The 23,023-nt window shown below is 67.6% G+C and carries 16 protein-coding genes; 14 read left to right on the top strand and 2 right to left on the bottom strand.

Translation table 11 applies throughout. The annotated features are described in order from the left end of the window. Positions 1 to 81 precede the first annotated feature (81 nt). From trmFO to NE591_RS05085, 10 genes are all read left to right on the top strand, one after another. The gene (trmFO, locus tag NE591_RS05130; RefSeq protein WP_223900721.1) at positions 82 to 1,446 is read left to right on the top strand and encodes a methylenetetrahydrofolate--tRNA-(uracil(54)-C(5))-methyltransferase (FADH(2)-oxidizing) TrmFO; all 1,365 of its coding nucleotides are present in this window, start codon (positions 82 to 84) and stop codon (positions 1,444 to 1,446) included. Then, a complete protein-coding gene (locus NE591_RS05125; RefSeq protein WP_022739758.1) occupies positions 1,443 to 2,411 on the top strand; it encodes a tyrosine recombinase in 969 nt (322 codons plus the stop codon). Before trmFO ends, NE591_RS05125 begins: the two co-directional genes overlap by 4 nt. A gap of 619 nt (positions 2,412 to 3,030) precedes the next feature. Next, positions 3,031 to 4,431 (top strand): MFS transporter, encoded by a 1,401-nt coding sequence (locus tag NE591_RS05120; protein ID WP_157011452.1) that lies wholly within the window; start codon positions 3,031 to 3,033, stop codon positions 4,429 to 4,431. Positions 4,432 to 4,515: 84 nt separating this feature from the next. Then, positions 4,516 to 7,431: an excinuclease ABC subunit UvrA gene (gene uvrA / locus NE591_RS05115; protein ID WP_157011454.1), complete on the top strand. Its 2,916-nt coding sequence runs from the start codon at positions 4,516 to 4,518 to the stop codon at positions 7,429 to 7,431. A gap of 112 nt (positions 7,432 to 7,543) precedes the next feature. Then, positions 7,544 to 8,275: a hypothetical protein gene (locus NE591_RS05110; protein ID WP_157011456.1), complete on the top strand. Its 732-nt coding sequence runs from the start codon at positions 7,544 to 7,546 to the stop codon at positions 8,273 to 8,275. A gap of 154 nt (positions 8,276 to 8,429) precedes the next feature. Continuing rightward, entirely contained in the window at positions 8,430 to 9,761 is a 1,332-nt protein-coding gene (gene gdhA, locus NE591_RS05105) for an NADP-specific glutamate dehydrogenase (RefSeq protein WP_157011458.1), read from the top strand. A 145-nt stretch (positions 9,762 to 9,906) separates the two neighbouring features. After that, positions 9,907 to 10,599 (top strand): DNA alkylation repair protein, encoded by a 693-nt coding sequence (locus NE591_RS05100; protein ID WP_198160958.1) that lies wholly within the window; start codon positions 9,907 to 9,909, stop codon positions 10,597 to 10,599. Positions 10,600 to 10,657: 58 nt separating this feature from the next. Then, positions 10,658 to 12,019 (top strand): DNA repair protein, encoded by a 1,362-nt coding sequence (locus tag NE591_RS05095; protein WP_157011462.1) that lies wholly within the window; start codon positions 10,658 to 10,660, stop codon positions 12,017 to 12,019. Continuing rightward, complete coding sequence (locus NE591_RS05090; RefSeq protein WP_157011464.1) at positions 12,012 to 12,497, top strand: hypothetical protein; 486 nt, start codon at positions 12,012 to 12,014, stop codon at positions 12,495 to 12,497. The genes NE591_RS05095 and NE591_RS05090 overlap by 8 nt, the downstream gene beginning before the upstream one ends. A gap of 63 nt (positions 12,498 to 12,560) precedes the next feature. Next, entirely contained in the window at positions 12,561 to 14,018 is a 1,458-nt protein-coding gene (locus NE591_RS05085; RefSeq protein WP_157011466.1) for a DUF2130 domain-containing protein, read from the top strand. Here NE591_RS05085 and NE591_RS05080 read toward each other — a convergent pair. Beyond that, positions 14,015 to 14,263 carry a hypothetical protein gene (locus tag NE591_RS05080; RefSeq protein ID WP_157011468.1) on the bottom strand — a complete coding sequence of 83 codons (249 nt, stop codon included), beginning with the start codon at positions 14,261 to 14,263 and terminating at the stop codon, positions 14,015 to 14,017. The two genes, NE591_RS05085 and NE591_RS05080, sit on opposite strands and share 4 nt — an antisense overlap. 192 nt (positions 14,264 to 14,455) lie before the next feature. On the opposite strand from NE591_RS05080, the gene NE591_RS05075 reads away from it, so the two are divergent. Together NE591_RS05075 and NE591_RS05070 are read left to right on the top strand one after the other, a co-directional pair. Beyond that, positions 14,456 to 14,782, top strand: a complete 327-nt coding sequence (locus NE591_RS05075; RefSeq protein WP_198160959.1) for an HIRAN domain-containing protein — start codon at positions 14,456 to 14,458, stop codon at positions 14,780 to 14,782. Next, the gene (locus tag NE591_RS05070) at positions 14,775 to 15,755 is read left to right on the top strand and encodes a tetratricopeptide repeat protein (RefSeq protein WP_157011472.1); all 981 of its coding nucleotides are present in this window, start codon (positions 14,775 to 14,777) and stop codon (positions 15,753 to 15,755) included. Before NE591_RS05075 ends, NE591_RS05070 begins: the two co-directional genes overlap by 8 nt. A gap of 104 nt (positions 15,756 to 15,859) precedes the next feature. Here NE591_RS05070 and NE591_RS05065 read toward each other — a convergent pair whose 3' ends face one another. Continuing rightward, positions 15,860 to 16,180, bottom strand: a complete 321-nt coding sequence (locus NE591_RS05065) for a hypothetical protein (protein ID WP_157011474.1) — start codon at positions 16,178 to 16,180, stop codon at positions 15,860 to 15,862. A gap of 338 nt (positions 16,181 to 16,518) precedes the next feature. On the opposite strand from NE591_RS05065, the gene NE591_RS16215 reads away from it, so the two are divergent. Both NE591_RS16215 and NE591_RS05055 read left to right on the top strand, forming a co-directional pair. Beyond that, positions 16,519 to 19,218 carry a PD-(D/E)XK nuclease family protein gene (locus tag NE591_RS16215; protein WP_157011476.1) on the top strand — a complete coding sequence of 900 codons (2,700 nt, stop codon included), beginning with the start codon at positions 16,519 to 16,521 and terminating at the stop codon, positions 19,216 to 19,218. Beyond that, positions 19,215 to 22,934 (top strand): exodeoxyribonuclease V subunit beta, encoded by a 3,720-nt coding sequence (locus tag NE591_RS05055; RefSeq protein ID WP_227070227.1) that lies wholly within the window; start codon positions 19,215 to 19,217, stop codon positions 22,932 to 22,934. The genes NE591_RS16215 and NE591_RS05055 overlap by 4 nt, the downstream gene beginning before the upstream one ends. The last annotated feature ends 89 nt before the right edge of the window (positions 22,935 to 23,023 follow it).

The following is a 23,023-nucleotide window of genomic DNA, read 5'->3' as shown; positions in this document are numbered from 1 at the left end:
CTGTGTCAATAGGGAGAAGCTGGGGCGCCCAAGCGGAATTGACGGGCCTTACGGCACCGTTGTTTGGTATCCTTTTGCCCCATGAGCAATACGGTAACCATAGTAGGCGCAGGACTGGCGGGCAGCGAGGCGGCCCTGAACCTCGCCTCGCGCGGAATCTCCGTGCGCCTTGTCGAGATGCGCCCCGCGCATCCGACCGCCGTGCACCATACGGGGGACGCGGCCGAGCTCGTCTGCTCCAACTCGCTCAAGAGCACCAAGCCCGACAGCGCGGCGGGGCTCTTGAAGGCGGAGCTCGCGACTCTGGGATCGCCGCTGATCGCGGCGGCGAAGCGCCATGCGGTGGCCGCGGGCGGCGCGTTGGCGGTGGATCGGGTGCTGTTCTCCCGGGACGTGACGCGCCAGGTGGAGGAGCATCCCCTCATTGCGGTGGAGCGCCGCGAGGCGACCGACATCCCCTCCCTTGCCGCCGGCTCCGACGCGATCGTCTTGGCGAGCGGCCCGCTCACCTCCGATGCGCTCTCGTCGTCGCTTATGGCCCTGACGGGGCGAGACGCCCTGGCCTTCTACGACGCCGCGGCGCCGGTGGTGATGGCGGATTCCATCGACTTCGGGAAGGTGTTTCGCCAAAGCCGCTACGAGGACGCCGGTGCCGGCGGGGACTACCTGAACGCCCCGTTCACCCGGGAGGAGTACGACGCCTTCATCGAGCAGCTTCTCGCGGCCGAGCGCGTCATCGCGAAGGACTTCGAGACCCGCGAGCTGTTCCAGGCCTGCCAGCCCATCGAGGAGATAGCCCGGGCCGGCCGCGACGCCCCGCGCTTCGGCACCCTGAAGCCGGTGGGGCTCACCGATCCGCGCACGGGGCGCCGCCCTTGGGCGGCTTTGCAGCTGCGCGCCGAGGACGCCCACGGCGCCAGCTACAACCTCGTCGGGTTCCAGACCAACCTCACCTTCCCCGAGCAGCGCCGCGTGTTTCGCATGATCCCCGGCTTGGAGGAGGCGGAGTTCGCGCGCTACGGCGTCATGCACCGCAACACCTTCATCGACGCGCCGCGGTTGCTCGACCGTCGTAACCGGCTCGTCACGCCGCAGGCGGACGTCCTCGGCGTCCCCGTCTACGTGGCGGGGCAGCTTGCCGGCACCGAGGGCTACTGCGAGGCCATCCGCAGCGGGCTGCACGTCGCGCTGGCCGTGACCGCCGACCTTGCGGGGATCGCGCTGCCGGAGCTGCCGACGGAGACGGTGTTCGGGGCGCTTCTGGCCTACGCCACGGATCCGGCGACGAAGGACTACCAGCCCATGCACGTGAACTTCGGGCTCATGGCTCCGCTCTCGCCCCCGGTGCGCAACAAGCGCGCCCGCTACCAGGCCTACGCCGACCGCGCCAACGAGGCGCTTGCGGGCTACAAGGAGGCCCTGGCCGAGGCGGGGCTGCTGCCGTGACGGGGCGCAAAGGCGCTGGCGGCGGAAACGCCGCCGACGGGGCGCCGCTGCCCGGCGAAGAGGCGGTGGCGCGGTTCGGCGATCACCTCGCCTCCGAGATGGGCGCCTCGACCCATACGGTGCGCGCCTATCGCGAGGACATGGAGGCCTACCTGCGCTGGGCGCAGCGGGCGGGCGTCGATCCGCTCGCTCCCACCTACCGCCAGCTGAGGCGCTACCTCGCCGAGCTCGACCAGGCGCGCTACGCCCGCACCACCATCAAGCGGCACCTGTCGTCTCTGCGCACGTTCTTCCGCTGGGCGTGCGTGACCGGTCTCGCCCCGGCCGATCCCGCCAGCGTGCTGTCGGCCCCCAAGGTCGACCGCCGGCTCCCGAAGGTCGTGTCCGACGGCGACGTGGAGCGCCTGCTGGCCGTCTACGGCCCGACCGACGCCGACGGCGCGCCCCGCGAGCAGACGGCGGCGCAGATGCGCGACGCGGCGCTCCTGGAATTCCTGTTCTCCTGCGGCGCCCGCGTCTCCGAGGCCTCCGGGCTCCTCCTTTCCTGGGTGAACTTCCCCGAGCGCGAGGTGAAGGTGTTCGGCAAGCGCGCCAAGGAGCGCATCGTGCCCTTGAGCCGCCGGGGCGCCGAGGCCATGGCCCGCTATCTCGAGAAGGCGCGGCCGGAGCTGCTCGGCGACAGGCAGAGCGACTACTTCTTCGTCAGCAACCGGGGCAACCAGATGAAGCCCGACGGCATCCGCAAGATGTTCAAGCGCGCTCTGGCCGCTGCGGGGTTGGACGAGTCGCTCTCGCCCCATGCCCTGCGCCACTCCTTCGCCACCGACCTTCTGGAGGGCGGCGCCGATCTGCGCAGCGTCCAGGACATGCTGGGGCACGCGAGCCTCACCACCACGCAGATCTACACCCATGTGACCCCGGAGCGCCTGAAGGAGATCCACGGCCTCGCCCATCCGCGCGCGTAGGTCGCCTCCTACGGTTGGGCGCACTGCGGCCGATATGCGCGTAATTTACAAATGGCGAACAGAGGCGTTGCGCGGGGTCATCGGGGCGGTTGCGCCATCGTGACCAGTGGCTTTTCCGGGTCTTCCCCTCCTGTATTTTGTGCAAGAATCACCGTGACGATCCAGATGGACCGTCGATCGGACGGATTGCGCGGAAGGGAGGAGCCATGAGTCGCAAGAAGGCGAAGATGCTGTTTTGGGCGGCGCTCGTCGTGCTCGCCTACATTCCCTACCTCATGCAGTCCGCCAGCCACGCTGTCATGTAGGTTCCGGATACGCCACAGCGGAAACCCACTCAGGAGCCCTCGGGGGAGAGGGCTCCTTTTGCGCTCGCTGTCGGTTGCGGGGGGGGGGGCATGACCAGCTGCTCGCGGCGGCCGCCGTCGGCGGCTTTAAGGCGGCGGCGGGCGGCACGGGACTCCGAACCCTCGCGCGGCTTGCGGGGCCGTTTCATCGCTGAGTGGAAAACTCAGCGCAATCCCTTGAATTCCCCTGAAGCGAGGTTCATACTTCACCCACCCTTTCGGGATATCCGTTCCCAAGAGGCAGGCTGGCACATCTCGTTCATACGGAGGAAAGGATGCACAAAGAGGAGCTCACCGACGGGCAGTCCCTGCGCGGGTTCGCGCTCGCCACCATCGCGTTTCTGGCCATTTTCGCCGCCACGGCGATCCCGATTCCCCTCTATGCCGACTACCAGGCCACCATCGGGCTCACTACGGCGGATATCTCCAATACGATGTTCACCTACCTCACCGGCGTGGCCTTGACGCTCTTGCTCGCCGGACGCATCTCCGACGCCTTCGGGCGTACTCCCGTGACCAGCCTCACCCTCATGCTCGCCATCGTCGGCTGCATCATGTTCATGATGGCCGACAGCGGCGCGGCCGTGCTCGCCGCCCGCTTCGTCCAGGGCCTCTCGGCCGGCTTCGGCATGAGCGCCGTGTCCGCTCTCGTCATCGACTGCGTGGGGGAGAAGCACCTCGGCTGGGGATCCACCGTTGCCAGCTGCGGCGCCATGGTCGGCATCATGATCGGCTCGGTGGCCGTGGGCGTCCTCTACGACATCGTGCCGAGCATCGCCGTGCTCTACGGTATCATGATCGTCATCCTGGCCGTGTGCCTGTTCCTCATGCCCGTGGTGCACGAGCCCCTCGACCAGACGCTCTCGCTGCGCGCCGTGCTGAGGGTGCGCGTCTATATCCCCACCGACAACCGGCGCCTGTTCGCCGTGGTGGCCGTGTGCTACCTGGCTACCTGGCTCGTCTCCTGCTTCTACCAGTCGTTCTCGGCGCCCATCGCCCAGCAGTGCTTCGGCGAGACCTCGCCCCTGGCCGGGTCGGTCATTCTGGCCCTGATCATGGCGCCGTCGCTTCTCGGCGGCCCGCTCGTGCAGCGCTTCGAGCCCAAGCGTACCCTCGTCGTCTCCATGACGGCCGTGACTCTCACCACGGCGCTCATGGCGCTGTTCATCCTCATGGGCGCCGAGCTTCTGTTCATGGCCGACTGCGCCCTGTTCAGCTTCGCCATGGGCGTGGCGGTGTCCGTGTCGCTGCGCCTTCTGCTTCTGCGCGTGAGCGTGCTGCGCGTCTCGGCCATCCTCGCCTCGGTGAACCTCGTGGCCTACGCCGGCTCGGCGGTCACCGGCGTGGTCTGCGGCATCCTTTTGGAAGCGACCTCCTTCGTCTTCGTGTTCGCCGCCATGGCCGCCGTGCTCGTCGCTGCCAGCCTGTTCGTGGCGGTCTGCCTGCGGGCGCCCAGCGAGAAGAAGAAGGACGCCCGCCTCACGCTGTCCCGCTTCCGGAAGATGAAGGGCATGGGGGAGTCGTCGGCTCCCGAGCCCGCGACGGGGGAGGCCGTTCCCGAGGATGCCTCCGTCGCTGCCCCGCGCTCATATAACCTGAGCGCTCATCTATGCAAAATCCGTGAACACGAACAAAAGTTCCCTAAATTGCTAGCCAGCGGCCGCGCGAATCGTTAGAATACGCAGACGAAACAAGAGAATTCGGCAACGGGCGGCCCGCGCGGCGCCCGTTGCTTCACGTCTGCGAAGGAAATCCAGCCCATGGCCAACGAGATCGTCATCAAAGGCGCCCGCGAGCACAACTTGAAGGACGTCGACCTGATTATTCCCCGCGACGAGCTGGTCGTCATCACGGGCCTTTCCGGCTCCGGCAAGTCCAGCCTCGCCTTCGATACCATGTACGCCGAGGGGCAGCGCCGCTATGTGGAGAGCCTCTCCAGCTATGCCCGCATGTTCCTGGGCCAGATGTCCAAGCCCGATGTGGACTCCATCGACGGCCTGTCGCCGGCGGTGTCCATCGATCAGAAGACCACGTCGAAGAATCCCCGCTCCACCGTGGGCACCACCACCGAGATCTACGACTACCTGCGCCTTCTGTTCGCGCGGGTGGGCGTGCCTCACTGCCCGGAGTGCGGCCGCGAAATCAAGAAGCAGACCACCGACCAGGTGACCGACGACATCCTGCGCCTCGGCGACGACGCCCAGGGCGAGTCGACGAAGGCCATCCTCATGGCCCCGGTGGTGGCCGGCCGCAAGGGCGAGTTCACGAAGCTCTTCGCCGATCTGCAGAAGGAGGGCTTCTCCCGCGTGCGCATCGACGGCGAGATCGTGAAGCTAACCGGTGAGCCCGTTACCCTGAACAAGAAGATCAAGCACTTCATCGACGTGGTGGTCGACCGCGTCACGCTGAAGGAATCCGCCCAAAGCCGCATCGCCGAGGCCGTGGAGCTGGCATGCAAGCTGGCGGGCGGCCGCGTTCTTGTGCAGGTGCTCGGGCCCGACGGCAACCCGCTCGGTGCGGCCGGGGGCACCTCCTCCGGCGCCACGGGCGGCCTCGGGGAGGGGGAGCATTTGTTCTCGCTGGCCCTCGCGTGCCCCGAGCACGGCCACTCCATGGACGAGCTGCAGCCCCGCGACTTCTCCTTCAACGCCCCCTACGGCGCCTGCCCCGACTGCCTCGGCATCGGGAGCCGCGACGAGGTGGACCCCTCGCTCGTGGTACCGGATCCGTCCCTCACGCTGAACGAGGGCGTCATCGCGCCGTTCAAGAGCGGCAACTACTACCCCCAGGTGCTGCGCGCCGTGGCCCAGCATGTGGGCACCGACGCCGACACCCCGTGGGAGGACATGCCGAAGAAGGCCCAGAAGGCGCTCTTACACGGCCTCGGCAACGAGAAGGTACGCGTGGACTACCGCACCGTGGACGGCCGCGACACCTACTGGTACATCGAGTGGGAGGGCGTGCTCGCCGCGGTGAAGCGCCGCTATACCGAGGCCCAGTCCGACGCCCAGCGCGAGAAGCTGTCGGCCTATTTCGCCACGGTGCCCTGCGAGACCTGCGGCGGCAAGCGCCTGAAGCCGGAGGTCCTCGCGGTCACGGTGAACGACAAGTCCATCCACGACGTCACGGAGATGTCGGCGGCCGAGTCGCTGGCGTTCTTCGAGGGGCTGCACTTCACGGGCCAGGCGGCGGTTATCGCCCTGCCCATCGTGAAGGAGATCCGCGAGCGGCTGCGCTTCCTCGTGGACGTGGGCCTGGACTACCTCACGCTGGAGCGGGCCACGGCCACGCTCTCCGGCGGCGAGGCCCAGCGCATCCGGCTCGCCACCCAGATCGGCGCCGGGCTCATGGGCGTGCTCTACATTCTGGACGAGCCCTCCATCGGGCTTCACCAGCGCGACAACGAGCGGCTCATCGCCACGCTGGAGCGCCTGCGCGACCTGGGCAACACCGTGGTGGTCGTGGAGCACGACGAGGACACCATCCGGGCGGCCGACTTCGTGGTGGACATGGGCCCGGGCGCCGGCGAGCACGGAGGCCACGTCATCGCGGCGGGGACGCCGGCCGAGGTCATGGCCACCGAGGGCTCCGTCACGGCCGACTACCTGTCGGGGCGCCGCCGCATCGCGGTGCCGGAGACGCGTCGCAAGCCCGGGCGCGGCACGTTGAAGATGACCGGCGCCAAGGAGAACAACCTGAACAACGTCACACTGGAGGTGCCCATCGGCACGCTCACCGTGGTCACGGGCGTCTCCGGGTCCGGAAAAAGCTCCCTTATCACCGACACGCTGGCACCGGCGCTCGCCAACCGGTTGAACCACGCTCATCGCCGCACCGGACCCTACCGCAAGATCACGGGCCTGGAGAAGCTCGACAAGGTCATCAACATCGACCAGAGCCCCATCGGGCGCACCCCGCGCTCGAACCCGGCCACCTACATCGGGCTGTGGGACGATATCCGCGCGCTGTTCGCCAGCACGGCCGAGGCCAAGGCCCGCGGCTACGCGCCGGGGCGCTTCTCCTTCAACGTGAGCGGCGGCCGCTGCGAGGCCTGCAAGGGCGACGGCCAGATCAAGATCGAGATGCACTTTCTGCCCGACGTGTACGTGCCCTGCGAGGTCTGCAACGGTGAGCGCTACAACCGCGAGACGCTGCAGGTGACCTACCGCGGCAAGAACATCTCCGAGGTGCTCGACATGACCGTGGAGGACGCTCTGCACTTCTTCGAGAACATCCCGGGCATCCGCCGCAAGCTGCAGACGCTCTTCGACGTGGGCCTCGGCTACATCCGCCTGGGCCAGCCGGCGACCACGCTTTCCGGCGGCGAGGCCCAGCGCGTGAAGCTCGCCAGCGAGCTGCAGAAGCGCCAGTCCGGCAAGACCTTCTACATCCTGGACGAGCCCACCACGGGCCTGCACTTCGAGGACGTGCGCCAGCTGCTCGAGGTGCTGCAGCGCCTCGTGGACGCCGGCAACACGGTGCTCGTCATCGAGCACAACCTGGATGTCATCAAATGCGCCGACCACATCGTGGACTTGGGCCCCGAGGGCGGCGACCGCGGCGGCACCATCGTCGCCCAGGGCACGCCTGAGGAGGTGGCCGAGGTGGAGGGCTCTTACACCGGCCACTTCGTCAAGCGCATGCTGGAGGCCGACCGCCAACTGGCCTCCCGTTAAGCGTCCGGCCCTATCCCGGAGGGGCAGACCAAGGTCGCCCCCTACGGAGAGGGAATATGGAACCTCGTGCCCCGTCGCGCCCATGCGGCGGCGCTTCGGTATAATTTCCTCCATGAAGAAGCGTACCCGCGAAAAAGTCGCCCTGCTCGTGTTCGCGCTGCTCGTCGTGCTCGGCGGCAGCGTGCTTCTGCGCTACTTCGAGACGGGCCGCTCCTTCAATATGGCCGCCACGGCCGTGGACGACGCCTTCGGGCAGATGTCCGGATATACGGCCATCGTCTTCGACGGCACCTACGACGTCCTGGACGCGCTGCGCCCCACGAAGCTCCCCTCGGTGGATGGGGGCGCCGAGGAGCGTCCCGAGACACTGGGCGAGATGGTGGCCGCCGAGCTGGCGCGGTTGCCGCTGTCCATGCGCGAGCGGCCCGTGTACGCCTCGGACGTGCGCTCGTTCTACGAGGAGAAGGGCGCCGGCGTCCTCACGCTGAACGTGGACGACCTCGCCCGCTACGAGAAGCCGCGCATCCTCATGGCCGGCGACCGCAAGATCGGCGTCGTGGCCGTGGACTACTACGCCTCGGCTCGTCAGCTGAAAAAGCTGCACGACGAGCTCGCGTCCGCCGGCGCCGAGTCCTTCGTCTGCCTCGTGCCGCGCCTGAGCTGCCTGGCGGACACCGACGACTTCAACGTGGTCATCGTCACCGACGACGACCAGGCCGAGCCCGGCCGCGGCGAGGGCGAGGGAAGCGCGCACATCGTCTACGCGCCGGAGCGCGGGCAGGTGGGCGTCGTGCTGCTCACGTCCCTGAACGTCCCCTCCTCGAAGGTGTACGCCTCGCTCTAGCCCGTTTGCCGGCCGCCGGTGCGCAAATTCGCGGGCTTTGTTTCGGCTCAGTTAATTAGTCATCGTTTGGAAATTCTCCGTCCTATAATGCAGCGCGAAGGCGGAGGTGCACCGTGGCACCGCCGCGAGCCCTTTCCGCATAAAGGAGGTTCCTTTGAGCTACGTCGACAACGTCATCGAGCAGGTGAAGGCGAAGAACGCCGAGCAGCCCGAGTTCATCCAGGCCGTCACCGAGGTGCTCCAGTCCCTCGAGCCGGTCATCGAGGCCCATCCCGAGTACGAGCAGGCCGCGCTGCTCGAGCGCATCGTCGAGCCCGAGCGCGTCATCATGTTCCGCGTGCCGTGGGTCGACGATAACGGCAAGATCCAGGTGAACCGCGGCTTCCGCGTGCAGTTCAACAGCGCCATCGGCCCCTACAAGGGCGGCCTGCGCCTGCATCCTTCCGTGAACCTCGGCATCATCAAGTTCCTCGGTTTCGAGCAGATCTTCAAGAACAGCCTCACCACGCTGCCCATGGGCGGCGGCAAGGGCGGCTGCGACTTCGACCCGAAGGGCAAGTCCGACATGGAGGTCATGCGCTTCTGCCAGGCCTTCATGACCGAGCTGTTCCGTCACATCGGCGCCGACACCGACGTGCCGGCTGGCGACATCGGCACGGGCGCCCGCGAGATCGGCTACATGTTCGGCCAGTACAAGAAGATCAAGAACGTCTTCGAGGGCGTGCTCACCGGCAAGGGCCTTAGCTTCGGCGGCTCGCTCGCCCGCACCGAGGCCACCGGCTACGGTCTGGTGTACCTCGTGGAGGAGTACCTGAAGTGCAACGGCGATTCCTTCGACGGCAAGACGGTCTGCATCTCCGGCTCCGGCAATGTGGCCATCTACGCCACGCAGAAGGCCCAGCAGCTCGGCGCCAAGGTGGTCACCGTGTCCGACTCCACCGGCTGGGTGTACGACCCGGCGGGCATCGATGTCGCGCTGCTCAAGCAGGTCAAGGAAGTGGAGCGCGGCCGCCTCACCGAGTACGCCGCCCGTCGCGAGGGCGTCGAGTACCACGAGGGCCGCGGCGTGTGGGTCACCCCCTGCGACATCGCGCTGCCCTGCGCCACCCAGAACGAGGTGCACATGGAGGACGTCGAGAACCTCGTGAAGAACGGCTGCAAGATTCTCGCCGAGGGCGCCAACATGCCCACCACGCTCGAGGCCACCGAGTACGTGCAGGAGCACGGCATCGTGTTCTTCCCGGGCAAGGCGGCCAACGCCGGCGGCGTGGCCACCTCCGGTCTGGAAATGTCCCAGAACTCCGAGCGCCTCTCCTGGACCTTCGAGGAAGTGGACGCGAAGCTCAAGGGCATCATGGTGAGCATCTTCCACGCCATCGACGACGCTGCCAAGCGCTACGGCCACGAGGGCAACTACGTCATGGGCGCCAACATCGCCGGCTTCGAGAAGGTCGCCAACGCCATGATGGCCCAGGGCATCGTGTAATCGATTCCGTTCGCCCTGACGGGTCGAACGGATCTGCCGACGCTGCGAACAGCCTGTGAGTCGCATGAAAAGAACCCCCCGTGATGAACTGGGGGTTCTTTTTACGTGCTAGAATGACGGTGTTCATGCGATGGGGAAGGGGACCGTGGCGATTCACGAAGACATAGCGGCGTTTCTCGCCTCCCATGCGGACGAGGGGTACCGGGCGTTCCAGGCGAAACTCATCCCGAATATCGATGCGGCCACCATCGTGGGCGTGCGCACGCCCGAGCTGCGGAAGTTCGCGAAAGGACTCGCCCGGCGGGAAGATGCAGGGGAGTTTCTGGCGGCGCTGCCGCACGGCGCCTTCGAGGAGAATCAGCTGCACTCGTTCGTCATCGCGCAGGAACGTGACTTCGGTAAGCTCGTCGGCGAGATCGAGCGCTTCCTGCCCTTCGCCGACAACTGGGCCACCTGCGACCAGCTGTCCTGTCGCGGGCTCGCCGCGAATCCCGATGCCGCCCTGGTGAAGGTGCGGCAGTGGCTGGAAAGCGACCACGAGTACACGGTGCGCTTCGCCATCGGCGTGCTGCTGCAGCTGTTCCTCGACGAGCGGTTCCGACCCGAGTTCTTCGAGTGGGTCGTCGCGGTGTCGCGACCGGAGTACTACGTGAACATGGTGCGCGCCTGGTATTTCGCCGAGGCGCTGGCCAAGCAGCCGGCGGCCGCCGAGCGCGTCATCGCCTCCGGCGCCCTCGACGAGTGGACCCACAACAAGGCCATCCAGAAGGCCATCGAGAGCCGCCGCATCCCCTTTGAGCAGAAGGGCCGCCTGCGCGCCCTGAAGCGGCGGTCGTAAGCGGGAAGTAGGCTATTTCGTATAACTCGAACTAACGTTCCATGTTATACTGGGCGGCATGGAACGTGAGCGCACATATGTCTGTATCGATCTGAAGAGCTTCTACGCCTCGGTGGAGTGCGTGCGCCGGGGGCTGGATCCCATGACCACACGGCTGGTGGTGGCCGATCCGACGCGCTCGGAGATGACCATCTGTTTGGCGGTGAGCCCGGCCATGAAGGCGGCGGGGGTGAAAAACCGCTGCCGGCTCTATGAGATTCCCGAGGGGATCGACTACATCACGGCTCAGCCGCGCATGAACAGCTATATGGAAGTGTCGGCGGAGATCTACGGCACCTACCTGCGCTATGTGTCCCAGGAGGACATCCATCCTTATTCCATCGACGAGTGCTTCATCGACGCCACGCCCTACCTGGAGCTGTACGACCTGACGGCCCGCGAGTTCGCCGACACCCTGCGCTCGGCAGTACTCGCGGAGACGGGCATCCCGGCCACCGTGGGCATCGGCCCCAACTTGTTCCTTGCGAAGGTGGCGCTCGACATCTCGGCCAAGCACGCGCTGGACGGGGTGGGCGAGCTCGATGCGCGCTCCTTTCGCGAGAGCATCTGGCGACATCGGCCCATCACCGACATTTGGAACATCGGGCCGGGCATCGCTCGGCGGCTCGCGAAGTACCGGGTGTTCGATTTGAAGGGCGTCGCCGAGATGGATCCGGACGTGCTCTACGGCGAGTTCGGGGTGAACGCCGAGTACCTCATCGATCACGCCTGGGGCGTGGAGCCCTGCACCATCGCCGAGATCAAGGCCTACGAACCGGAGAGCTCCTCCATGATGAACGGGCAGATCCTGCCCTGCGGCTACAACTTCGACGACACCCTCATGGTGCTGCGCGAGATGGTGGACGACTCTGTGCTCGATCTGGTAGAGAAGCACCTGGTGACCGATCATATATCCCTGCATGTGAGCTACGGGAAGAGCGAGGGCGAGATGGCGGAAGATGCTGGGGGCGATGCGTCGGAGGGCTCCGCGAAGGCCGGGGAGCTCTTCGACGGCGGCCACGGCATCCGCCGTGTCGGCGGCGCTCGCCCACACGGGGGCGGCTCGCGCAAGATTCCCGAGCGTACGAACTCTTTCGCGAAGCTCTACGGCTATTTGGAGGCGCTCTTTCGGGAGACGGTGGATCCCGCTCGCACTATGCGCAAGATCAGCATCGGTTTTGGCAACCTGGTGGACGCCGATCTGGCCACGGTGGACCTGTTCACCGATGTTGCGGCCGCCGATCGCGAGCGGCGCCGCGCCGAGGCCGTGCTCGCCGTGAAGGAGAAGTTCGGGAAAAACGCCCTCATCAAGGGCACGAGCTTGAAGGAGCACGCGCTCGGTCGCGAGCGGAACACCATGGTGGGAGGGCACCATGGCTAGGGAAGTGGATTTGCTCGCGGGACTCGTATGGGAGGAGGTCGGCGGTGCGGGTGTTCCTGACAAGGGGGTCGCCGTTGGCGGGACGGTCGCCGATGCAGGGGCGGAGGGGCGGCAGGCCGAGGCGTCCTTGGATCCTCCTGTGCCGCCCGACATTGGGCGGCCGCACCCGGATCGTGCCCGCCAGTTCATGCCCTTCGCGGCGCTGCGCGGCTACTACGATCTCGTTCATGCAAAGGAAGTAGTGCCTGAGCCGCGTCGGCCGCTGGCTGACGACGAGGCCCGGGCGCTGGACGGGATTATCGCGAACCTCGTCCGCGGGGACGTGGTGCGCTGCCGCTACTACGAGGACGGCGGCTACCGGGTGGCCGAAGGGGCCGTGAGCCAGATTGACCTTACCTTTCGCGACCTGTGGATCGTGCGCCGTCGCATTCCCTTTTCGGCCATCCAGTCTCTGGAAATGCTGTACCCGGCCGGCTGACCTCCGGGCCGCCGCCTCGGCGGCGGTGTATGATTCCCTCGAGCAACAGGAAGGAACCGTTTCATGAGCAACGAGATCAAGTGCCCCCATTGCGGCGAGGCGTTCACGGTGGACGAGAGCGGCTACGCCGCCATTTTGAACCAAGTGCGCGACCAGGAGTTCCAACGCGAGGTGGACGCTCGCGTGTCTTTGGCCGAGAAGAGCCGCGAGCAGGAGGTGGCGCTGGCGGTGTCGAAGGCCGAAGAGGCCCTGCGCGCGCAAATCGCCGAGCGCGACGGCGAGCTCGTCAACCTGAAAGCCCAGCTGTCTACCAAGGAGAGCGAGGCGGAGGCGGCGCGCAAGCTGGCCGTGAGCGATGCGATGGCCGCCGAGGCCGAGCGGCTGCGCGCGGTGGAGCGCGAGCGCGACGAGCTGGCCCAGAAGCTGGAGAGCCAGCGCGCGCAAGCCTCTATGGAAACCCAGATCGCGGTGCAGAGGGCCGAGGCTGCGGCCAAGGACGCCCAGGTGGCCGTCGAGCGCGAGCGGGACGAGCTGCGCGGCAAAGTGGAGCGGGCACGTGACGAGCTGGAGGCGCAGAAGACCCGTGCCGAGGCCGAGCTGGCCCGGGCTCAGGCCGAGGCCCAGGCCCAGCTGGCCGAGAAGCTGCGGGCGAAAGACGAGCTCATCGCCGACCGCGAGCGCGAGATCGAGCGCATCCAGGACATGAAGGCGCGCCTTTCCACGAAGATGCTCGGCGAGTCGCTGGAGCAGCACTGCGAGATCGAGTTCAACCGCCTGCGCCCCACGGCCTTCCCGCGCGCCTACTTCGAGAAGGACAACGAGGTGGTGGAGGGCACCAAGGGCGACTTCGTCTTCCGGGACTTCGACGAGGAGGGCAACGAGATCGTCTCCATCATGTTCGAGATGAAGAACGAGGCCGACGACTCCACCCATAGGAAGACCAATGAGTCGCACTTCAAGAAGCTGGACGCCGACCGCCGCAAGAAGGGCTGCGAGTACGCCGTGCTCGTGTCGCTGCTCGAGCCGGACAACGAGCTGTACGCCGCCGGCATCACGGACGTCTCCTACCGCTTCGAGAAGATGTACGTCATCCGTCCGCAGTTCTTCATCCCGCTCATCACGCTTCTGCGCAATGCGGCGCTCTCCTCCATGGAGGCCCGGCGCGAGCTGGCCCTCGTGCGCCAGCAGAACATCGACGTGACGAACTTCGAGGACCAGCTGGCCGACTTCAAGGACAAGTTCGGCCGCAACTACCGGCTCGCCAGCGAGCGCTTCGCCAAGGCCATCGACGAGATAGACAAGTCCATCGACCACTTGCAGAAGATCAAGGAGCACCTGCTGGGGAGTGAGCGCAACCTGCGTTTGGCCAACGACAAGGCGGAGGATCTCACCGTGAAGAAGCTCACCCGCAAGAACCCCACCATGAAGGCCCTGCTCGACGAGGCCCGCGCCGCGAAGGAAGGTGCCGGGACAGATGACGAGACGGCGGAAGCGGCCGATACCGAGGTCGTCGACGACTAGGCCTTCTTCTCCCGCAGCTTGAGGGCGGCGGCGAGGCGGCGGCCCTTGCCGCATTTGGGTTTGGAAAGCGGGCAGCGCTTCTTGCAGCAGGTGCAGTGCGAAAGCGCAAGCGACGCCTTGGCCTTGGCGCAGCCCTTGCAGCCGGCGGCGCCCTTCTCGCCCGCGCAACCGGTGTGCTTCTTCTTGCGGGCCTTCTTTTCGGCCTTCTTGTCGGCGGCGGCCTTCTTCGATTTCTTGTCCTTCATGGTGTTCCTCGTCTTTCGGGGAAGCAGATTTCGTGTTAGCGGACTCTAACATAATCGTGTGGTCTCGACAACCATGAGCGATCTGGTCGGCGAAGGAGGCTTTAAGGTTCAGCTGTACCGAAGATAGTACACTTAATCGCTCGGGGGTCCTTTATTATGGTCGATCATAAGGTTATCGGTCAGGAGGAACCCATGGCAACTGCAGCTCAATCGATCCGCGTCGTAGAGGGCACCACCGTGGCGGGAACGCGCCACGTGCCCGCCATGGCGGCCATTGCGGAAGGCTACGGAAAAGGGGAGCGGTTCGCGCTCGTGCGCGACGCGGCCAACCCCCATGACGGCTGGGCCGTGGAGGTGCGCGATGGCGCCGACCGCCGGATCGGCTACGTCTCCTGCGAGTGCAACGAGTTCGTCGCCCGGCTCATCGACGGCGGCAAGTCCGTGGAGGGGCGCCTCACGGACAAGGAGCAGATCGGCTCGTGGACGCGGCTCGTGATGGAGGTGGTGCTCAATGACTAGCGCCGTCGCGGCCGCGGCTGCCCCTGTTGCAACCGCCCCCGCCGCCCCGGCCCGCGCCGAGGAAGTGGGCTGGACCCAACGCATGGCGAACCTGATGTTCGGCGCGCCCAGCGCGCGGCGGGCCTGCGGGGGCGCCGAGACGAGCTTCACGCCGAAAGTGCTGCGCAACGAGAAGTGGCGCCGTAGGCGCGAGACGGGCTCGGTGTTCGCCGTGGATCGCAAGGGCGTTGCCGGCGCGGGCGGCCTGCCCCGCATCTGGGTGAGCGAGCCGGCGCCCGACGGGGCCGGTCGCACCTTCGTTGCCTCCTACCCCGGTGGCGCCGACTGTGGCGGCTGGCGCGCACTGGAGCTGGCTGAGATCTATTTCAGCGAAGCCTTGGGTCTGCCGGGCGAGGAGCATCGCCGCCGACGCATCGACTGCTACCGCGCGGCCGAGATACTCCTTCTGCATGCCGCGGCCCGGGGCAATATCGGCGCCCATTGCCGTCTCGGCGTCATCTACGAGAGCGATCTGTGCGAGGGGGAGTACTGGGACGGTCTGGCCGATCGGCGCGCGCTGCACAAGGTAGACACCCCTTTCGACGAGCGCGCCTACCTGCACTTCTCCTTCGGCGCCTACCACGGCCACGGCGAGTGCTGCTGGCGTTTGGGTGACTTGGCGGCCGCGGGCCGGGGATGCGATGCCTCGACGGCCCGCGCGTTCTCGCTGTACCGCCGGGCCTTCGATTTGGAGAGCGGGCGCATCGACGAGGACCGGGCATCCACGGGCAACGCCGCCCTGCGCCTGGCCCGGGCCTTCGAGCTGGGGCGCGGCTGCGCCCAGGACTTCCGCCGGGCGCGCACCTGGTATCGGCTGGCGGCCATAAGCTTGGGTGCCGCTTTCGACGGCGGCCAGTGGCACTTCAAGCGCGAGCGCCTCGAGGCGCGCCGCGGCGTCGCTCGCATGGCCCAGGAGATCGCCGGTACCTACTAGGCGCGAGCGGGGTAGCAGACGACGAGAGCCGCCCGGGGAGGTGGCTCTCGATGGTGGTCGGCGCTCACGAGCGGGACTTCAACGGCATGCCCCGACTCCGGTGCCTATTGGCCGAGCGGGTGCGCGTAGGCCTCGGGCAGCTGGGCCGCCAGGGCCTCGTACTCGGCGATGTTGCGGCGCATGAAGTCGTTGAAGTCGTCGTAGTGCTCGCGCAGGGCCCGGGCGAACTTCTCCACGGGCCAGATCTCCGGGGCCTCTTCCAGGCCGCCGTCGCCGTCCACGGTGTGCTCCCATTCGATGATCTCGGCCTTGGCGACCTTAAGATCGTGAGGCAGCCGGCCCTCGCGCTCGAACTTCTCCAAGTCGGGCATCATGTGCTTCTGAATCTCGATGAGCTTGATAATCAGTTCCTGATACGTCATCATGCGCCTCCTGTCGCTTGCGGTTAGGGGAACGGGCTGGCCTTCCGGGGCGCGTCTGCGCCGGGTGTCATCGCGTTCCCTTGTCATGGTAGCCTCGGGAAGAGGCCGTCGACGCTCGACGGCCCACGGGTCACCGCGCGGGCGGCAATCCGTTGCCAAATGCTTACGGAGCCGGTGGCGACGACTCGTCCGGGCCGATTGATTTTCGGCTGCGTGGGGCTATCCGGTGCGAACGCGGTGCCAGCAGAGGGAAGTTCGGGCTGTGGAGGGACATAAAGAGGACACCGAAGCGTCCTGATCGCGTTAGAATGGTCGGAACTGATTTTTCAAGGAGGATGCCCGTGCCGACGACCGTTCCCATCAAGCTCTACCGCACCACCGAGCGTGCGAATGCTGCCGCCAAGGCCGCCGCGACCGAGGCGGGCGCCGGCGCCGCCTTCGGCACGCGCCGCCTTACGGCCGCGGGATTGGTGGAGGAGCTGTGGGAGCTGTGGGGCGATGGGCGCGCGCTCGTCAGGGCCGACGAGCGCCAGGTGCTGATGGCCCGGGCGGCCGCTGGTTGCGGGGCTGCCGAGACACCTGGTGCGCCGTCGGTGCTGGCCGCTTTCGCCGCCGAGCATGCGGCGGCCTTTGCCGAGGGGATCGGACGCGATGGGGATGGCTTGGCCCCCTTGCAGCGCGAGCTCGTCGCGTGCCTCCGCTCCTATTACGACGATCTGTCGGCACGAAACCTCATAGAGCCGGACGCGGCGGCCGCCCGTCTTGCTTCGATGGTCGCTGCCGGCCGGCTTCCCGTCATGGAGGTGGCAGTTCTCGACTTTCTGGATGCCTCAGAGGGGCTTCGGAGCCTCCTTGCGGCTTTGGGCGCCCGTGCGGAGGGCGCGGCCGACCTTGCGACGGTGCCGCCCCTTCCCCGGGACGTGCAGCCGTCCGTACTGATCGCTGCGGGAGCGGCGGCGATGCCGGAGCTTCTGCTTGAGACGATAGCGCGCGATGGGGGCAAAGCGGAGAACACCCTGGTTGTGAGCGCCGATCCCGCGGGATTGCTGCGGGTTTTGGGGGCGTCCTTGGCCGCAGCCGGCTTTCAGGTGGCGTTGCGGGGGGCCGTGCCCTGGGACGCCACGGCTCTCGGGCGTGCCTGGGAATGCGTGCGCCGCTTGGAGGAGGGGAGCCCCCACTGGCTCGCGGCGGCCACCGATTTCGCCTACAACCCGCTCTCGGGCCTCGACGACCGGAAAGCCCGGGAGATCAACGGGCGCTTGAGGGCTGATCGCCTGCTTCTCGCCGAGGACGCCGCCGGTATCCTTGCGGCGGAAAGCCGCTCCTATGAGGCCCTCGTCCGCGTGGTTCGGGCGATGGCCCGCGGAGAGAGCGTTCCGTCCGATGCGCTTGAGGCCCTCTCCGGCATCGTGGGCTCTGCGTTCCCGGGCGCTTTGGAGCGCGCCGTCGAGCGCGCCGCCCTCGACAGGCTCCGCGCCTTGGTGCAGACGGCGGAAGAGCTGGGGGCGTCCTCCCGCGCGCTACTGCCGATGCTCGCGGACGCCACGGTGCGCATCGAGGGCTCGTCGGATGGCGAGGGCCCGGTGTGCGAGATCGCGGGAACGGCGGTGCTGGATTCCCTGGCGCCGAAAAGCTGGGACACGGTCGTCCTGGCGGACGTCAGTGCGCGCACCTTCGGCATCTCCGAGGACCTTTCGGCCCTGGACGGCCTCGCCGAGGCGCTCGGCCTTCCCCGCGAGCCCTCGGCCCTTCGGCGCCAGCGGTCGCGGTTCGCGGCGGCTGGGGGGGCCGCGCGCCGCCGGTTCGTCCTGGGGGTGAGCCGCCGCGACGAGCGGGGGGACGAGTCGTTCCCGTCATTTCTCTTGGAGGAGTTCGCAAGTGCCCAGGCCCAAGCGGAGGCTTCCCGGGCCCTTGTGGAAGGGGACGGGGAGCTGGCGGCCCGGTGGCAGCGCTCCGATGCCGCGCGCCTCGGGCTGCCCGAGCCCTTGGCGACCGAGGCGCGCTGCGCCGGCGAGGGCGCGCTGCCCCAAGTCCTCGGCGTCGCGTTCGGCCCCATTGCCAGCTGCGAGGAGCTTTCCGTGCCGATGCGAGGCCGCTTGCGCACCCTTCCGCTTCTACGCTATCTCGCGCGCACGCCCGAGGGACTGCCCGTGCTGTCCCCCTCGGCTATCGAGCAGTACCTCTCGTGCCCCTACCGCTGGTTCGTGCAGTCCTGCCTTCGACCGGAGGGCCCCGATGAGGAGTTTGGCCCGCGGGAGCTGGGCAATTTCGCCCACGAGGTCTTCGCCCACTTCTACGACGGTCTCGCCGGGGAGGGCGTGCGCCGTGTGAGTGCGGAGAATATCGAGGCCCTGGCGCCCCGGCTCGAGGCGCTCGTGGACGAGCTTGCGCGGGTGCAGTCCGAGCGGCGACTGGGATCGCGCCTCGTCGCGGCCAACCGGGAGGAGCGGCAGCAGCTGGCGCAGCTCAAACGGCAGTTGGTTCGCAGCCTGCGCCTGCAGGCGCAGATGCCCGCCGGCTACGAGCCCGCCCTCTGCGAGCATGCCATCGAGGTTTCCGATGCCGTGGACTACGCCGGCGTGCGCCTGCGGGGCCGCATCGATCGCGTCGATGTCGACGCGGAGCGCGGGCGCTTCGTGATCGTGGATTACAAGGGCGCATCCAAGGGCTACGCATCAGGCCTGAAAGAGGGCGACGAGCCGTCTCTGCCGCAACACGTGCAGGGGCTCATCTACGCCCAGGCGCTTTCGCGCACCGGCTTCGGCCTCGCCTGCGCGGGCGCGCTGTACCTGGGCTACCGCGCGCGCGGCGCGAAGGAGCTTCTGGCCGGCGCCTACGATGGCGCGGCTTACGATGCGGGCGGCCTGTCCTCGAAAAACTCGGAAGTGGCCATGAACTTCTCGGCCTACCTGGATGCCATCGAGGCGTTGGTGGCCGCGCGGCTGGCAGAGCTTTCCGAAGGGGCCATACCTGTGAGCCCGTCCGCGCCGGCTGCCTGCACGTACTGTCCCGCCTACGATTGTCCCGGGAGGCTCGCGTGAATCTCGATAGCTGCAAAGAGGGCCAGCGCCTGACCATCACCACTTTCGATCGACCCCTCATGGTGGCCGCCGGCGCCGGCTCGGGGAAGACGTTCACCCTGACGCGCCGCATCGCCTACGGGCTGCTCGCCGGCGAAGGGAAATCCGGCGGCCTGCGATCTGTCGACGAGGTGCTCGCCATCACCTTCACGGTGAAGGCGGCCGCCGAGCTGCGCGACCGCATCCGCGGGCTTTTGCGCGAGGAAGGCCTGGTCGAGGAGTCGTTGAAGGTGGACGACGCCTGGGTGTGCACCATCGGCTCCATGGCCGCCCGCATCCTGCGCGAGAACGCCTTCGAGGTGGGCATCGATCCCGCGTTCGAGGTGGTCGACGAGGCGGAGGCGAGCTACCTTCGGGCTGAGGCCGTAGAGCAGGTGCTCGCCCACCTCGAGGAGGGCGCCGATCCGCTGCTGCGCGCGGTTGTGGACGAGTTCGGGCTCAAGGGCCGCGGCCCTTTCGACAAGGGGCTTCTTGAATACGCCCAGGAAGTGGTGGCCCGGGTGAGGGCGATGCCCGAGGGGTTCGGCGGCCTGCGGGTGGCGGAGCCGACCGCCGCGCCGGAGCAGCTTATGCGGCTGGTTCTGGAAGCGGCCCGGGAAATCCAGGGCGCGGTGCGGGAATGGGACAAGCCCACCGCCACCGACGAGGCGTTCGCCGCAGCTCTGGAGGAGGGCATCGAGGGGGCCGAGCGATGGCTTGCGGCCGATGCGGGCGAGGGCTTTCTGAGTGCGCGCTTCGATGCGGAGCTGTACCTGGACGTACTTCTGGGCTTTCCGCCCTCTTCGGAGAAGTACCGCGCCAAGAAGCCGGATGCCGAGGCATTCGCCGCCTGGCGCGAGGCCTATGCGGATGTGTTCTCCGAGGCCCGGGCGGCCCTGGGGGCGCGGGTTGCTGCCGCCGCCGTGACGCTCGCGCGCCTAGTGGAGGACGCTTATGCCCGGGCGAAGGGGAGCGGCCGGCTCGATCAGGGAGATTTGCTGCGTCGGTGCCTGGACGCCTTCGCCGAGCACCCCGAGCTCTCGGCGCGCTACCGCGAGCGCTTCAGGGTCATCATGGTCGATGAGTTCCAGGATACCGACAAGCTGCAGGTCGCCGTCATCGGCGCTCTGGCGCAACCGGGCTTCGCCAACGTGTGCACGGTGGGCGACGCGCAGCAGAGCATCTACCGGTTCCGCGGCGCCGACGTGAACGTGTTCTTCGAGTACCGCGACAGGCTGCGGAACCTCTCTCCCGACGCGCAGTTTCCCTCGCTGCCCCACAACTTCCGCAGTCACGGCGACGTCCTGGCGCTCGTGGATGCCATTTTCGGCCAACCCCAGGTGTTCGGTGATGAGTTCCTGCATTTGGAGGCGGCCGGCGCGGTGAACGCGACCGTCGATCCGATGTTTGGCCCCGACGGCCCGGCCCGCATCGCCGTGAGCGTCTTCCAGAACGACGCGAGCCACGCCACCGTGTCATCCGACGAGGCATCGAGGCGCTGCGCTCGCGAGGTGGCCGACCGCTTCGCCCAGCTGAGGGACGCGGGGGCGCGCCCGGGGGAGATGGCTCTGCTGCTGGGCAGCATGACCCGCGCCTCCCTCTATCAGGAGGCGCTGCGCGAGGCGGGTCTCGAGAGCATCGTGGCCGGCGGGTCGGGTTTCGGCCAGAGCCCGGAGGCCCAGCTGGTGGCCCTGTTGTTGCGCGTGGCCGTGAACCGCGACGACACCGAGGCGCTCTACCCGGTGCTGGCCTCCGAGCTGTTCGCGATATCCGACGATGCCCTTCTCGCCCTTGCCACGACGGACGCCTGGGCGGCCGGCGACGAGAGCGGGTACCCCCGCCAGTCCATCGCTCGCGGCTTCTTCGGGCGTGAGGAGGACGGCGCGTTTCCCCTGGGCGCCGATGATCGCGCTGCCCTGGCTTTGACGCGCCGCTGCCTGCGCTCCTTTGTGCGTCATGCGGTGCGGGAGGGCGCGGCGTCGGCCCTGCGGCGTCTCTTCGCGGACAGCGGCCTGGCGGATCGGCTCCAACTTGAAGGAGCCAACGGCATGGCGCGCGCAGGGAACTTCAACAAGGCCTGCGTCATCGTCGAGGGGCTCGAGCGCGACGGCTGCGGCATCGCCGATGTGTCGCGGCGCTATTCCGACTATATCGCCCTGGCCAAGGAGGCGCCCGGCGCACTGACGTGCCTCGATGCCGACTTCGTGCGCATCATGACCGTGCATACCTCCAAGGGCCTGGAGTTTCCCCATGTGGCTGTGGCAGAGTTGAAGGACGGCTATCCGGGGGGTAGCGCGCCCTCCTTCTTCGTCGAGAACATCGGCGAGGCCACCTATGTGGCTGCGGCTTGGATGCCCCATGGCTCGTGGGACAAGACGGCGGCGAAGCTGCGCAGCTGGGCACGGGCGCTGGACGAGGAGGGTCCCGCGGTGCCGATGGAAGAGCCGGCCGAGGCCGAGCGCGCTTTCTGCACGCTGCCGGCGGCGCGGTTTGGCGCGGCACTGGCAACCTATTCCGCCGTCCAGGAGCGCGAGGAGGCGCGGCGCCTCATGTACGTTGCCCTCACGCGCGCGAGCCGCTCGTTGCAGCTGGTCATGAGGGTGAGCGCGAAACCCGAGGACGGCTACGGGGACACCTGGGTGACCGGCGACGTCTTCGATGCGCTCGGATGGCCCATGGGCGAGGGTGCCAGTATCTCCATGGTGGACTTCGGCGGCCGCGCACCGGCCAGAGTGACGGCAGAGCGGCTACTCGTCGAGATGCAAGACGATGAGATGGGCGAGGGCGAGGGAGCTCTTGCCGGCGAAGAAAAAGTGGAGGACCGAGGATCCGACGGGGCGCGGGGCCAACGGGCCGACGAGGGGATCGTCTCCGAAACTGCGGCGACGGACATTTCCCCTGTCTTTCTGGTTCCGCTGCGCGAGCACCCCGAGGATCCGGTGCTCGTTCCGCGCAACTTCGCGCGCGAGGGGCTCTACTCCTACACGTCGCTTTCCGGCGCGCACCCCCACAGCGACGAGGCGGCCGTCGATACCGACGAGGGCTTAGTGCTTGTCGACTCGGAAGGAGCTGCGGTCGCCTCCGAATACCGCGCTTCAACTGACAGGGGCGCGCTTCCCGGCTCCGAGAGTGCGACGGCCCTGGGCACGGCATTCCACCGCCTGGCCCAGCAGGCCATCGAGCTGAGCGAGCGCGGGGCGCTCTTCTGCCCGGGCGAGGCGGCCATCGAGGCCCAAATTCAGAAAGAGAGCCTTTCGGCCGGTCAGCAGGAACGGCTGTACAGGGCGCTGACCCGCTGGCTCGGAAGCGACGAGGCCGTCCGTTTCGCCTCCTATGAGCACCGCCGCGCCGAGGTGCCCTTTACCGTGGCCTTGGGCGGCTTCTTCCTGGAAGGCGAGATCGACGGCCTCGCCGACAACGGCGACGGCGCGGCCTTCCTCATCGACTACAAGACCGGCGGCCGCGACGACGAGACGCCCGAGCAGCTCGACGAGAAGCACCGTCTCCAGGCGAGCTGCTACGCCTATGCGCTCATGCGCGCGGGCTACGAGTCGGTGGAGGCCCACTTCCTGCGCATCGAGCGCCCCGGCACCGATAACCCGCGTGATCCGCAGATCGTTCCGTACCATTTCGAGAAAACCGACCTGCCCGCCCTGGAAGCGCTTATAATCGCCAAGCAGCGCGAAGCAAGCGTTTGAGGTCATCCGTTCCTTAACGGCCGCAACCCCATCCGTAGGGGGCGACCTTGGTCGCCCCTCGGCGGCAGGCCCATCTGTGGAACGGAATT

This window comes from Adlercreutzia sp. DFI.6.23 (assembly GCF_024462535.1).
GTDB lineage: Bacteria > Actinomycetota > Coriobacteriia > Coriobacteriales > Eggerthellaceae > Adlercreutzia > Adlercreutzia rubneri.
The sequence above is the reverse complement of the archived record's forward strand: the minus strand, read 5'-3'. Positions and strand labels throughout refer to the sequence as shown.

Excerpts from the sequence above, each read along its gene's own strand:
- trmFO (WP_223900721.1), top strand. The coding sequence starts at position 82 with ATGAGCAATACGGTAACCATAGTAGGCGCAGGACTGGCGGGCAGCGAG.
- NE591_RS05120 (WP_157011452.1), top strand. The coding sequence starts at position 3,031 with ATGCACAAAGAGGAGCTCACCGACGGGCAGTCCCTGCGCGGGTTCGCG.
- uvrA (WP_157011454.1), top strand. The coding sequence starts at position 4,516 with ATGGCCAACGAGATCGTCATCAAAGGCGCCCGCGAGCACAACTTGAAG.
- NE591_RS05110 (WP_157011456.1), top strand. The coding sequence starts at position 7,544 with ATGAAGAAGCGTACCCGCGAAAAAGTCGCCCTGCTCGTGTTCGCGCTG.
- NE591_RS05095 (WP_157011462.1), top strand. The coding sequence starts at position 10,658 with ATGGAACGTGAGCGCACATATGTCTGTATCGATCTGAAGAGCTTCTAC.
- NE591_RS05090 (WP_157011464.1), top strand. The coding sequence starts at position 12,012 with ATGGCTAGGGAAGTGGATTTGCTCGCGGGACTCGTATGGGAGGAGGTC.
- NE591_RS05085 (WP_157011466.1), top strand. The coding sequence starts at position 12,561 with ATGAGCAACGAGATCAAGTGCCCCCATTGCGGCGAGGCGTTCACGGTG.
- NE591_RS05080 (WP_157011468.1), bottom strand. The coding sequence starts at position 14,263 with ATGAAGGACAAGAAATCGAAGAAGGCCGCCGCCGACAAGAAGGCCGAA.
- NE591_RS05075 (WP_198160959.1), top strand. The coding sequence starts at position 14,456 with ATGGCAACTGCAGCTCAATCGATCCGCGTCGTAGAGGGCACCACCGTG.
- NE591_RS05070 (WP_157011472.1), top strand. The coding sequence starts at position 14,775 with ATGACTAGCGCCGTCGCGGCCGCGGCTGCCCCTGTTGCAACCGCCCCC.
- NE591_RS05065 (WP_157011474.1), bottom strand. The coding sequence starts at position 16,180 with ATGATGACGTATCAGGAACTGATTATCAAGCTCATCGAGATTCAGAAG.